12 protein-coding genes are annotated in these 11765 nt (G+C 63.4%); 4 read left to right on the top strand and 8 right to left on the bottom strand.

Annotated elements, in window-relative coordinates:
* Window positions 1-37: 37 nt before the first annotated feature.
* Entirely contained in the window at window positions 38-442 is a 405-nt protein-coding gene (locus O4H62_RS05000; protein ID WP_269386019.1) for a winged helix-turn-helix transcriptional regulator, read from the bottom strand.
* Window positions 443-568: 126 nt separating this feature from the next.
* Between O4H62_RS05000 and O4H62_RS04995 the strand changes: the two genes are divergently transcribed.
* Entirely contained in the window at window positions 569-1387 is an 819-nt protein-coding gene (locus O4H62_RS04995) for a dienelactone hydrolase family protein (RefSeq protein ID WP_269386018.1), read from the top strand.
* A gap of 58 nt (window positions 1388-1445) precedes the next feature.
* On the opposite strand, the gene O4H62_RS04990 is transcribed toward O4H62_RS04995, so the two are convergent.
* From O4H62_RS04990 to sthA, 3 genes are all read right to left on the bottom strand, one after another.
* Window positions 1446-2384, bottom strand: coding sequence for a DUF808 domain-containing protein (locus O4H62_RS04990; protein ID WP_269386017.1), 939 nt, complete (start codon window positions 2382-2384; stop codon window positions 1446-1448).
* A gap of 182 nt (window positions 2385-2566) precedes the next feature.
* Complete coding sequence (locus O4H62_RS04985; RefSeq protein ID WP_269386016.1) at window positions 2567-3100, bottom strand: GNAT family N-acetyltransferase; 534 nt, start codon at window positions 3098-3100, stop codon at window positions 2567-2569.
* 119 nt (window positions 3101-3219) lie between these two features.
* The gene (sthA, locus tag O4H62_RS04980; RefSeq protein WP_269386015.1) at window positions 3220-4614 is read right to left on the bottom strand and encodes a Si-specific NAD(P)(+) transhydrogenase; all 1395 of its coding nucleotides are present in this window, start codon (window positions 4612-4614) and stop codon (window positions 3220-3222) included.
* A gap of 105 nt (window positions 4615-4719) precedes the next feature.
* Here sthA and O4H62_RS04975 point away from each other — a divergent pair, with 105 nt between their 5' ends.
* The gene (locus O4H62_RS04975) at window positions 4720-4923 is read left to right on the top strand and encodes a hypothetical protein (RefSeq protein WP_269386014.1); all 204 of its coding nucleotides are present in this window, start codon (window positions 4720-4722) and stop codon (window positions 4921-4923) included.
* A 103-nt stretch (window positions 4924-5026) separates the two neighbouring features.
* A complete protein-coding gene (locus tag O4H62_RS04970) occupies window positions 5027-5926 on the top strand; it encodes an alpha/beta hydrolase fold domain-containing protein (RefSeq protein WP_269386013.1) in 900 nt (299 codons plus the stop codon).
* Between the two features lie 74 nt (window positions 5927-6000).
* Here O4H62_RS04970 and O4H62_RS04965 read toward each other — a convergent pair whose 3' ends face one another.
* The 4 genes from O4H62_RS04965 to O4H62_RS04950 form a co-directional block, all read right to left on the bottom strand.
* Window positions 6001-7266, bottom strand: coding sequence for a cation:proton antiporter (locus O4H62_RS04965; RefSeq protein ID WP_269386012.1), 1266 nt, complete (start codon window positions 7264-7266; stop codon window positions 6001-6003).
* A 147-nt stretch (window positions 7267-7413) separates the two neighbouring features.
* Window positions 7414-8892, bottom strand: coding sequence for a sulfate adenylyltransferase subunit CysN (cysN, locus tag O4H62_RS04960; RefSeq protein WP_269386011.1), 1479 nt, complete (start codon window positions 8890-8892; stop codon window positions 7414-7416).
* Window positions 8892-9830, bottom strand: coding sequence for a sulfate adenylyltransferase subunit CysD (cysD, locus tag O4H62_RS04955; RefSeq protein WP_269386010.1), 939 nt, complete (start codon window positions 9828-9830; stop codon window positions 8892-8894). The genes cysN and cysD overlap by 1 nt, the downstream gene beginning before the upstream one ends.
* Before the next feature lie 15 nt (window positions 9831-9845).
* A complete protein-coding gene (locus O4H62_RS04950) occupies window positions 9846-10676 on the bottom strand; it encodes a phosphoadenylyl-sulfate reductase (RefSeq protein ID WP_269386009.1) in 831 nt (276 codons plus the stop codon).
* A 274-nt stretch (window positions 10677-10950) separates the two neighbouring features.
* Between O4H62_RS04950 and cysQ the strand changes: the two genes are divergently transcribed.
* Window positions 10951-11736 (top strand): 3'(2'),5'-bisphosphate nucleotidase CysQ, encoded by a 786-nt coding sequence (gene cysQ, locus O4H62_RS04945; RefSeq protein ID WP_430538387.1) that lies wholly within the window; start codon window positions 10951-10953, stop codon window positions 11734-11736.
* Window positions 11737-11765 lie beyond the last annotated feature (29 nt).

Genomic DNA, 11765 nt, shown 5'->3' with positions numbered 1-11765 from the left:
GATGCACGGTCAGGCCCGAGCGTCGGCTTCCGGCATCTCACTGTTTCTGCAAGGACGCCATGGCAAGGTCGACCGGTTCTCCGGACCCGTCTGACAGGATCACCTTCAAAGGTTTGCCGGTCTGGCGGTGGACAGCCTTGACCGGTGCCGGTTCCCGGGTCAGGTGGGCTTCCCCCCATTGCGTGAGCGCCAGAAAAGTCAGCGCCAGTTCCTTTCCGGCCGCCGTCAGAGCGTAGGCGTCCCGCGTCCGGCTTCCCGGTTCCTTGTAGGGTTGACGAGCCATGATGCCTTGGTTGACGAGCCTGTTGAGACGGTCGGTCAGCATCGATCTGGGCGCGTTGAGGTCGGCGAGCATGTCGTCATAGCGCCGCACACCATAAAAAGCCTCCCTCAGGATCAGCATTGTCCAGCGATCACCGATGGTCTCCGAGGCAAGCGCCATTGGGCAATCTTCCCTTGGAACAGGCGCCCGCCGCCGAATGGTATTTGAAGCTGAGTTTGACATCCGGTATCAGGTAGCGCAAATATGGCTGAATTCAAAATACGAACCTAGGTGGGAGGCGGAGCAATGACGGAGTCGAAAGGAGGGCCATCGGACGGGTTGGAGGATCTTGAAAAACGAACCATTTGCCTCAACGGCGCCGCCAAGGTGGTCTATGTATCCGGCGACGGTCCGGCCGTTATCGTCATGACCGAGATGCCCGGTATTTCCCTGCAGGTGGCGCGGTTTGCGCGTTGGGTGAGGGATGCGGGGTTCAGGGTTTACATGCCTTCCCTGTTCGGCGTCGATGGAACCACAGCTACAGCCGATGAGGGGGTCGCGGTGTTTCGGCGCGCGTGCATAAGCGCCGAGTTCCGAGCGTTTGCGGGACATGGCGCGAGCCCGGTCACCGACTGGCTGCGGGCGTTGGCGCGATTGGCGCACGCGGAAGCGGGCGGTCCGGGGGTCGGCGCAATCGGCATGTGTTTCACCGGCAATTTCGCGCTGTCGATGATGCTGGAGCCGGTAGTGCTGGCTCCGGTTCTCGCCCAGCCCTCCCTGCCGCTCGATGTTCCGGCCGCGCTCGAAAGCCCACCCGGAGAACTGGCTGCGGTGCGAGCCAGGCTGGAGGCGGAGGACTTGTCCGTGCGTGCCTATCGATTTGCGGGCGACCGGATATGCCGGGCGGAGCGGTTTGCGGCCTATGCGGAGGCATTGGGAGAAGGGTTTCAGCCGACCGTTTTGCCAGACAGTGCCGCCGCCACCGGTGTCGATCCTTTTTTCCGGGCGCATGTGCCCTATCCACACAGCGTGGTCACCCAGCATCTGATTGATTCGGCGGGTGAGCCGACGATCAAGGCCCGGGATTCCATTCTTGAATTTTTCGCGATGCGACTGAAGCGCTAACCGGATCGCTGCACGACTGTACCGGACACGCAGCCCTCGTTCGATGACAGGCTGTGCTTCAGCCGCGCCCGAACACGCGCTTGCCCAGGCTGATGACCCCGAGTAGCACCAGTCCGGCCGCAAGCCCGAAGATGCCGTAAATAAGGGCTTCCGTTGCCCAGCCGAGGAAACCCGACGCTACGGAAACCGCATCGCGCACCTTGGCCGACATGTCATGGACAAAGTGCCCGATGGCCGTGAAGCCGAAATTTTCGAGACCGTGAATGATGATCGAGCCGCCGACCCAGAGCATGGCCGCTGTGCCTATGCTGGCGACGGTTTCCATGAAGGCGGGCATTCCGCGCACGATGGCGCGGCCAATACCGCGGGTCGTTGCAAACGAACCGGCCTGGGCCATCTTCAGGCCGATATCGTCGGCTTTGACCAGCACCGCGACGCTGCCGTAGACAAGTGCCGTGATGCCCACTGCCACAAGTGCGAGCACCAGCGCTTCCATCCAGACGGTGCTGGATTCGATGGAGGAAAGGGCAATCGTCATGATCTCGGCCGACAGGATGAAATCGGTCTTGATCGCACCGCCGACCCGCTGCTTTTCAAGGTGCGCATGATCGATCGGATTGCTGTCGTCGACCGGCAGCGGTTCGGGATGGAACAGGTGCCAGATCTTCTCCGCGCCTTCAAAACACAGATAGGCCCCGCCAATCATCAGCAGCGGTGACAGCAGCCAGGGCGCGAACACGTTGAGCAGCATTGCGATCGGCAGCAGGATAACCAGCTTGTTGAACAGTGAGCCGCGTGCGATCTGCCAGACGATCGGCAGTTCGCGCGCTGCAGGCAGGCCATGCACATATTTCGGCGTCACCGCCGTGTCGTCGATCAGGATGCCCGCCGTCTTGACCCCGACCTTTGCGGCTTGCGCGGAAATATCGTCGAGTTGGGCGGCCGCCAGCTTGGTCAGCGCTGCGACGTCGTCGAGAAGGGCAAGCAATCCGCTCATGTTTCAAGTGTCCTGTCCATGCCTGCTCCAATGATCATCATCGTGCGGCCCGGTGAGGGGCGCGGGATAGTCGATAAGACCACCCGTCGCAACCCCGGTCGGGTTCCAGATACGCAACTTGCGGAATCCGAAATGGTTCCGCAAGCGCTAACCCGGACATGCGGCCATGCCATGCAAGCCGGCTACTCGACGCGATCGGGAGTCATGGGCTTGGGTTTGAGGTCGGGGGAATGGCGGTGGTAGAGGTTCCTGTCCATGTCAGGGAGATAGCGTTGCCACCGGAATCCGACTTTTTCGAGCAGCCGGTTCGAAGCCGTGTTGTCAGGGTGTGCAAAGGCCGAGACCAGCTGCACCGCCAGATCATTGTCCGCGACGTCGAGCGCAGCTTCGGCCAGCTCCGTTCCGTAGCCTTTTCCCCAGCACGCAGGATGGAAGTAATAGGCCAGTTCGATCCCCCAGCCGGGATCGAACGGATCGTCGTAAAGACCACCCCAGCCGATCGGTTTCGGAGCGTTCCTTTCCCTGATCACCCACGGCGCATATCCGTTGATGCGCCTTTTCCATTCATGGACGGCAATCCTGCGGCGGCAGTGTGCCAGGCTCTCGTCGCAATGGGTGTGGATCATTGCCCGCGGGTTGCCAAGGAACTCAAACAGGTAAGGAGCATCCGCCAGTCGCGGCTTGGACAGCGTGAGGCGCTTGGTTTCCAGTGTCAAAGGCAACCTGTCCTGCTCCTTGCTTCACATTCCGGGCAGCCGCCATGATGGAGGATCTTGTGCTCCCCGTCACCCGCCGCGCACCCGCAGTATGCCGCTCGGCATGGCATGCTCCGACCTTACTTCTCGGGCATCCGGTTCCAGGCGTCGAGGGCTGCGATCTTGTAGGCCTCGGCCAGCGTCGGATAGTTGAAGGTGTTCTCGACGAAATATTCGAGCGTGCCTTTCAGGTTGAGCACCGCCTGGCCGATGTGGATGAGCTCGGTGGCACCTTCGCCGACGATGTGGCAGCCGAGCAGCCGCCGCGTCTTCAGCGAGAAGATCATTTTCAGCATGCCGGTGTTCAACCCCATGATGTGGCCGCGTGAGGTTTCTCTGAACCGCGCCACGCCGCATTCATAAGCGATGCCGCGCTCGATGACTTCTTCCTCGGTCATGCCGACCGTCGAGATCTCGGGCACGGAATAGATCCCGTAGGGGAAGAATTTCGGCGGCTCGTAGGCCTGCCGTCCGAGCGCATGGCAGGCCGCGATCCGGCCCTGTTCCATCGAGGTGGACGCCAGGCTCGGAAAGCCGATCACGTCGCCCGCGGCATAGATCGACGGCACCTCGGTGGCAAACGTCACCGGATCGACCTTGATCCGGCCGCGGCTGTCGCTTTCGAGCCCGCAGGCTTCGAGATTGAGGCTTCCGGTGGCACCCATGCGGCCGGCCGCAAACAGCACCATCTCGGCGCGGACGTTCCTGCCGCCCTCCATCTGGATCTCGCACATGCCGTCGTCGAGCTTGCTGATCTTCTCCGCCTTGCGGCCGAAGCGCAGCACCATGCCGCGGTCCTTGAGCTGGTGGGTGAAGTCGCCGATCAGTTCGCGGTCAATGAAGTCGAGCATCGTCTCGCGCGGCTCGATCAGCGTCACATGCACGTCGAGCGAGCTGAAGATCGTCGCATATTCGATGCCGATGACGCCCGCGCCGATCACCGCGATCGAACGGGGCAGGTGGTCAAGTGAAAGGATCCCGTCACTGTCGAAGACCTGCCTGTCGTCAAATGGCACGTAATCGGGACGGAACGGCACCGTGCCGACCGCCAGCAGGATGGCGTTGGCCGAAAATTCAAAAGTCTCGCCCTGTTCACCCTCCACCTCGATGGTGGTCTTGTCCTTGAACTTGGCGTCGCCGCGCAGCGTGGTGACCTGGTTGCGGGCGAACTGGTGTTCGAGCACCTCGATCTCGTGGTTGAGCGTGATGTCGAGCCGGGCCCTGAGGTCGCCCGCCGTCAGGTCCTGCTTGACCCGGTAGGACCGTCCGTAAAAGCCGCGCTCGCGCCAGCCGGACAGGTTCAGCGCGGTTTCCCTGAGTGTCTTGGATGGAATCGTGCCGGTGTGAACCGAAACCCCGCCAACCCGGTGGCCGCGCTCGACCACCAGAACCTTCTTGCCGAATTTCGCAGCCTGGATGGCCGCCCGCCGCCCCGCCGGGCCGCTGCCGATGACGATGAAGTCGTAATGTTCCATGAGGAGAAGCCCAGGGTCCGGGTTTGATTAAAACTTTAATCAATCAGACCACGAAGCTTCTAAGGAATCGTTGCTGCGGTGCGGCGAATACACACGGAGACGAGATTGATCGAGGTTCGACAGAAGATTGAAGCGTTGCCGGAGTTCTCGGAGCCAGCGCGCCATCGATCGGCAAGCGGCGAGGGCAAAAACTATGCCGTAACAACCTGCGGGGTCATGACAGAGGGGCTGAACCCGGTTTCATGGGCTTTCCAAACAAAATCATATCTGGTTCAATCGAGCCGGTTCATCTGCATTCTTGTGGCATGATAGCAGACCGCTGGCCGCCGCCGGTGACTGGGCTTTGCTGCAACCAAAGCATTGACTTAGATATTTAAATAGCTTGTACGAATTCGTTGATCGAGGAACCATCATGCCGAGCCTGACCAGCCATTTTCTGACACTCTTCCTCAAGGCGAGCGGTCGAAAGCGCGTCTTCTCAGATCCGGAGTTGCTCCGGCAGAAAGTTGCGCGCCTAGCGATTGAGCCGGCCGCATTTGAGCCTCCCAAATCTGCTCACCGGGACGTCGATATCACTCTCGATGATTCTTCGGGTTGGCCGGTCTATCGCCTGCAGCCGAAGTCAGGAACAGGCAGACGGTACGGCGTCTACCTGCATGGCGGCGCATGGATAAACCAGATCGTGTCCCAGCAATGGAATCTTGTTGTGGAAACCGTGGCGCGCGCGGGCGTCAACATGCTGGTACCGATTTATCCGCTCGCCCCAAGCGGGACGGCGGGAGTCGTCGTGCCTCGCGTCGGCGACATGCTGGCAGGGTTGGTGGAGGCGCACGGAGCGGAGCGCGTCTTTGCAATCGGTGACTCGGCGGGCGGTCAGATCGCTCTTTCTTCTGTGATCCTGATGCGCGAACAGGGACTTGCGCCGATTGGCGATACGATCCTGATTTCGCCCGCCCTCGACCTTACGCTCTCCAATCCCGAAGTCGACGCGGTCGAACCGCGTGATCCCTGGCTCGCAAGGCCCGGCATTCGTGCCGCCATCGAAATGTGGCGCGGTGATCTGCCCCTTCAGAACCCGATGGTCAGCCCGATCCTTGCCGATCTTCATGGGCTTGGTCCGCTCACCATCTTTAGCGGAACGCGGGACATCACAAACCCTGACACTGCCCTGCTGGTCGAGAAGGCCCGCGCAGCGGGCGTTCCGGTGGTCTATTACGAGGAAAAGAACCTGCTGCATGTGTACCCGGTTCTCTATGGTCCGGAAGCCAAACGCGCGCGCCGGCAGATCATTGATCGCTTGAAGCGGGATTAACCTGTTCATGGTCGCCGTCTGGAGTGCATCCACCAGCCGGCCTTCACTCCGCGACGCCAGGCCGCGTCAGGTCATCAAGCCTTGTTACGCCCGGCCTTCCTGTCCTTCAACCGGTCCATGGCCCAGCCGACGGTGAAGCCGTGCAGGATCGTCGACAACAGGATGACAAGCGCGATCAGCGACCAGAGCGCACCCTCGTTGGTGAACTCCATATGGCTGCCCGCATAGCACAGGTAGTAGATCGAACCGATGCCGCGCACGCCGTAGACGGAAACCACCGCCCTTTCCCGGCGGCCCAGATCGGTCTTCCACAAGGCGATCCAGCCTGACAGCGGGCGGATCACCAGGATCAGCAGCAACGCTACCACGAAATGCGTCCACGTCAGATCCGTAAACAGCACCGGCAGGACGCTGCCGAGCGCGATCAGCAAGAGTGCTGTCAGCGCGTGCTCGATCGACTCCGAAAAGTCATGCAGCTGCCGATGGAACTGATGCTCTTCCCTGATCCGCCGCAAGGTCAGACCCAAAACCGCAACCGCGATGAAGCCGTAGCCTTCGATCAGTTCGGTCGAGCCGTAGCACAAGAGCACGCCCGCGAGCGCAATGACGCCCGACCCGGTCTCGGCAAGAACGGCGCCCCTCGGCACCTTGAACAGGACGTATCCCAGCACCCTGCCGCCGATCCAGCCCATGGCGACGCCCAGGACGATGCGATACACCACGTCGCGAAGCACCCAGTCGAGCGCCCATGCGCCGGGATTGAGCCCTTCCGCGGCCACGATCAGACCGAGATAGACGAAGGGAAACGCCAGCCCGTCATTCAGCCCAGCCTCCGTGGTCAGGGTGAACCGCACCGGCGGCTCTTCGCCTTCATGCGGCGGTCCGACCTGGACATCCGACGCCAGCACCGGATCCGTCGGCGCCAGTACCGCGCCGAGCAGGATCGCGCCGGCCGCCGTCAGTCCGGCAACGCCGACGCCCAGCAGCGCCACCGCCAGGATAGTCAGCGGCATGGCGATTGCCAGCATGCGGAATGTCGGTATCCAGCGTCTCCACGGACGCAGGCTGTCGATGCGCATGCCGGCGCCGAACAGCGCCACGATCACCGTCAGTTCGCTCAAGAGTTCCCAGGGCAGCGGCGCCTCGCGCGGATCCGGCATCGTCGGTATCCCCGGGATCAGCAGCGTGGCCGCAGCGCCGAACAGGATCATCAGCGGTGCTGCCGCCGGTTCGCGCTTGGAGACCAGGCGCGGCAGCCATCGCGCCAGGATCACGATCACGCCGATGACCGCCAGCGCGATGTGATAGGAGTTCAAGCCGAAGAAGGGTTCGTTCTGCATTATCGGATCCCGTGCCGGAGACTGGCAAGCGTCGTCCTAACGCGAAAACCAGCCCGGGAACAGGCGGGAATGCGGCGCAACTGCGACAAGGAAAATCCTCGCCTGGCAAGCGAGGATGGTCTGGTTGGTGTCAGCCGTTGCTGGCTTCTAGTCGGCTTCTGCCTCCTCCGGACCCGTCACCCGGATCTCGCCGGCATGCGCGCGGGCAAAATCGGTTTTCAGGAACGCTTCCAGCAGCCGCGCGGGAAGCGTCACCGTGGCGCGGTCGGCGTCGGGCAGGGCGTCGAAGCGGCCGGATTTCGAGCGCTTGCCGTCGATCATGCCTCCTGCGACCGTGTTGAGGCTTTCCGGATCGATCAGGATGAAGGCGCCGGTTTCGCGGTTGGTCTCGTAGGCGTCGAAGATCGCCGTGTCCTCGAAGTCGAGTTCGACCACGCCGATGCCGTTGACCGGCAGGAAGCTGGCGTCGTCCCAGTTGCCGCTGGTCAGATCCAGCGCCGAGGTCGGGCGCACCATCACCCGCTGGCGGCGGCTGCCTGCCTTGAGCCAGTAGCGCTTGCCCGGCACGACCCCGTCCGACGACAGCGCCACCAGCCGGGCATTGAAGGCGCGGCCGGTCTGCGGCCGCTGGTCGATCGCCGCGATCATGTCGCCGCGCGCCACGTCGACCGGTCGGTCGAGCACCAGCGTGATGGCGTCGCCGGCGACCGCCGCGTTGCGCACGAGGTCGTAGGTCACGATCGCTTTCACATTGGCTTCCACGCCCGAGGGCAGCACCACGACGCTGTCACCCGGCTTGATCGATCCGCCGGCGACCGTGCCCTGGTAGCCGCGAAAACCTTCGCCGGGCCGCGAGACGCGCTGCACCGGCAGCCGGAATCCGGTGGTCTGGCCGGTGCGCTGCGTCGCCTTTTCCAGTGTCTCCACCAGCGTCGGGCCGTCATACCAGGCCATCACCTCGTCGCCGCGCGTGACGATGTTCTCGCCCTTGAGCGCCGATACAGGAATCGCCGTGACCTGGCGCACGCCGAGCGACAGCGCGATCTCCCTGAAGTCGCGCGAGATCGACCGGAACCTCGCCTCGTCATAGTCCGCTAGGTCGATCTTGTTGACCGCGAGCACGAACTGCCGGATGCCCATCAGCGCAGCAATCGTGGCATGCCGCCGGGTCTGTTCGAGAATGCCGGCGCGGGCGTCGACCAGCAGCACCGCGAGATCGGCGGTCGAGGCGCCGGTCGCCATATTGCGGGTATATTGCACATGGCCGGGCGTATCGGCGACGATGAACGAGCGCCGGTCGGTGGAAAAATAGCGGTAGGCGACATCGATGGTGATGCCCTGTTCGCGCTCGGCTTGCAGCCCGTCGAGAAGCAGCGCGAAATCCGGCAGCCCGAGCTCGTTCTGCTTGCCGGTGGAATCGCGCCTGAGCGTCGCCGCCTGGTCTTCCTTGACCGCCTTGGTGTCCCACAACAGCCGGCCGATCAGCGTCGACTTGCCGTCATCGACCGAGCCGCAGGTGATGAACCTGAGCGGCCGCGCCTGCCGTCCGGTTGTCTCCGGATGGGGATCGATATCCAGAATGTCTTCACCCGGCAGCAGGTTTTGCGAGAGAATTTGGCCGGCCATCAGAAATATCCTTCGCGTTTTTTCTTTTCCATCGAGCCGGACTGGTCGCGGTCAATCGCGCGGCCCTGGCGTTCGGAGACGGTGGCGATCTCGAGCTCGGCGATAACCTCGTCGAGCGTGGTGGCCTGCGAGCGCACCGCACCGGTCAGCGGGAAGCACCCGAGCGTGCGGAACCGCACCATTTCCTCGCGCACCTGTTCGTCGGGAAGCAGTTCCAGCCGCTTGTCTTCGGCCAGGATCAGCATCCCGTCGCGTTCGACGACCTTGCGGCGCTCGGCGAAATAGAGCGGCACCAGCTCGATCCGTTCGGCCTGGATGTAGCGCCAGATGTCGACCTCGGTCCAGTTCGACAGCGGGAAGGCGCGCACGCTTTCGCCCGGATGGATCATGCCGTTGTAGATCGACCAGAGCTCGGGGCGCTGGTTGCGCGGGTCCCAGGCGTGGTCCGGCGTGCGGAACGAGTAGATCCGCTCCTTGGCGCGGGAGGCTTCCTCGTCGCGCCGCGCGCCGCCGAAGGCCGCGTCGTAGCGGCCCATGTCGAGCGCCTGCTTCAAGGCTTGCGTCTTCATGATGTCGGTGTAGCGCGCCGAGCCATGGCTGAACGGCGTGACATTGTCGCGCAGGCCTTCGGGATTGGTGTGGGCGATAAGGTCGAGCCCGTGCCTGGCCACCACCTGGTCGCGAAAGGCGATCATCTCCGGAAACTTCCAGCCGGTGTCGATATGCACCAGCGGAAACGGCAGTTTGCCCGGGTGGAATGCCTTCAGCGCCAGGTGCAGGAGCACCGAGGAATCCTTGCCGATCGAATAGAGCATCACCGGCCGTTCGAATTCGGCCGCCACCTCGCGAAAGATGTGGATCGCCTCGTTCTCCAGCGCCTTCAGGTGCGGGTCGAGCGGCGGCTTGCCGCGCCCGTGTTCAATCACGTTCATGATCATGTCCTTCGTGAAAACTCAGTTGGTCGCGGCCGGGGAGGCCGGGACGCTAGAGGCTGATGGCGTGACCTTCGGCTGGCCCTGGGCGCGCGAACCGGAAACCGAAGCCGACAGGTGCAGCCCGCATTCGCGGCGCTCGTCCTGCTCCCACCACCAGCGCCCGGCGCGCTCCGGCTCGCCCGGCTTGATGGCGCGGGTGCAGGGTTCGCAGCCGATCGAGGGGAAGCCCTTCGCATGCAGCGGGTTGACCGGCACGTCGTCGGCCCTGGCGCGCGCCTGCAAGGTTTCGAGCGACTGGTCGGCCAGCGGATTGATCTTCAGCAGGCCGCGGTCGGCGTCCCATTCGGCGAGCGGCGCATTGGCCCGGTTGCCCGACTGGCCGCGCCTCAGCCCGGTGACCCAAATCTCGGCGTCCGCCAAGGCCCGGCCGAGCGGCAGCAGCTTGCGGGCGTGGCAGCAGGCGTGCCGCGCCTCGACGCTGTCGTAAAAGCCGTTCATGCCGTAAAGCGCCACGAAGCCGTCGACCTCGTCTTTCCACGGCTTGAAGACCTCGATCGACAGGCCATAGCGCGTCTCGGTCTCGCCGATCAGCGTTTCGGTCTCTTTGAACAGCCGCCCGGTATCGAGCGTGACGACCCGCACATCCGCACTGGTCGCCGCGATGATCGAGGTCAGCACCTGGTCCTCGAGCCCCAGCGATGTCGTGAACACCGCCCGTCCGAGCGATGCGATCCTGAGAATACGGCCCGGCAGCGCCATCGAGGCAAGTTCCGCGTTCAGTTGCGCGGCGAGCTGGGGACCGTAATCCGGATCCGAGACGGATGCTTTCGACGTGGTGGCTTTCGACATGGGAGCGGCTCCGATTGAAGTCTCAATTTTTAACTCCCGTGCACGGCAAAGCGAGGCATCACAGTCTTTTTGCCCGGGCCGATGAGGTCTGTTGTTCCGCTCAATCGGGATGCAACGAAAAAACCTGTCCAAATACCGCCATTGTTGCATTGCACTGATGATTGACCGGGCGCTGCAATCATGCGACGCCAGAACACAACGACAATCCGACCCTGGACAAGTGCAGATGGGCGCCGCAGACCTAGCCGAAACCGACCATCAGCCGTTGCCGGACCTGATCGATACCTTTGAGAAAGCGGCGATCGCGGCGGGCAGGGAAATCCTCGCAGCCCGCGCCGCCGGCGCCAGGGTTTCGATCAAGTCGGATTCGACGCCCGTAACCCAGGCCGACCGCGCCGCCGAAGCCATCATTCTTGCAAAATTGACCGAGCAGTTTCCGGATGTCCCGGTGGTTGCCGAGGAGATGGCCGAAGACGGCAAATGCCCGAACTCCACCCAGGCCTCCTATTTCCTGGTCGACGCGCTCGACGGCACCGGCGATTTCATCGCCGGCCGCAACGAGTTCACCGTCAATGTCGCGCTTATCCGTGACTTGAAGCCCGTGGCGGGCGTGGTCTACGCCCCGGCGCTCGGGCGCATCTGGAGCGGCGCCGGAATGAAGGCGCATGTCGCGGAAGTCACGGCCGAGGGCGAGATCCGCGAGCGGCGCGAAATCCGCACCCGCGCTCTGCCCAAGACACCGGTAGCACTTGTCAGCCTCAGCCACCGCGAGCCCGAAACCCAGGCCTGGCTCGACAAGCTGCCCGCCCACGAAACCGCCCATATCGGCTCGTCGCTGAAATTCTGCCTGGTGGCCGAGGGCAAGGCCGATGTCTATCCGCGGCTTGTCTGCCTGCACCAGTGGGACATCGCCGCCGGTGACGCGGTGCTGCGCGCCGCGGGCGGCATCACACTCGGTCTCGACGGCCTGCCGCTCGAATACGGCGTCGACAATTCCGACTTCGATTGCGGCCGCTTCGTCTGCTGGGGCCGGCATCCGGACACCTCCGCCGCCGGCTGATCGCGGCTTGAGGCGCGACCACATCCCAT

Source organism: Parahoeflea alexandrii (assembly GCF_027214025.1).
GTDB lineage: Bacteria > Pseudomonadota > Alphaproteobacteria > Rhizobiales > Rhizobiaceae > Hoeflea > Hoeflea alexandrii_A.
The sequence above is the reverse complement of the archived record's forward strand: the minus strand, read 5'-3'. Positions and strand labels throughout refer to the sequence as shown.

What these genes read in the sequence shown, in the direction of transcription:
- O4H62_RS05000 (WP_269386019.1), bottom strand. Translation starts at nt 442, where the DNA reads ATGGCGCTTGCCTCGGAGACCATCGGTGATCGCTGGACAATGCTGATC.
- O4H62_RS04995 (WP_269386018.1), top strand. Translation starts at nt 569, where the DNA reads ATGACGGAGTCGAAAGGAGGGCCATCGGACGGGTTGGAGGATCTTGAA.
- O4H62_RS04990 (WP_269386017.1), bottom strand. Translation starts at nt 2,384, where the DNA reads ATGAGCGGATTGCTTGCCCTTCTCGACGACGTCGCAGCGCTGACCAAG.
- sthA (WP_269386015.1), bottom strand. Translation starts at nt 4,614, where the DNA reads ATGGAACATTACGACTTCATCGTCATCGGCAGCGGCCCGGCGGGGCGG.
- O4H62_RS04970 (WP_269386013.1), top strand. Translation starts at nt 5,027, where the DNA reads ATGCCGAGCCTGACCAGCCATTTTCTGACACTCTTCCTCAAGGCGAGC.
- O4H62_RS04965 (WP_269386012.1), bottom strand. Translation starts at nt 7,266, where the DNA reads ATGCAGAACGAACCCTTCTTCGGCTTGAACTCCTATCACATCGCGCTG.
- cysN (WP_269386011.1), bottom strand. Translation starts at nt 8,892, where the DNA reads ATGGCCGGCCAAATTCTCTCGCAAAACCTGCTGCCGGGTGAAGACATT.
- cysD (WP_269386010.1), bottom strand. Translation starts at nt 9,830, where the DNA reads ATGATCATGAACGTGATTGAACACGGGCGCGGCAAGCCGCCGCTCGAC.
- O4H62_RS04950 (WP_269386009.1), bottom strand. Translation starts at nt 10,676, where the DNA reads ATGTCGAAAGCCACCACGTCGAAAGCATCCGTCTCGGATCCGGATTAC.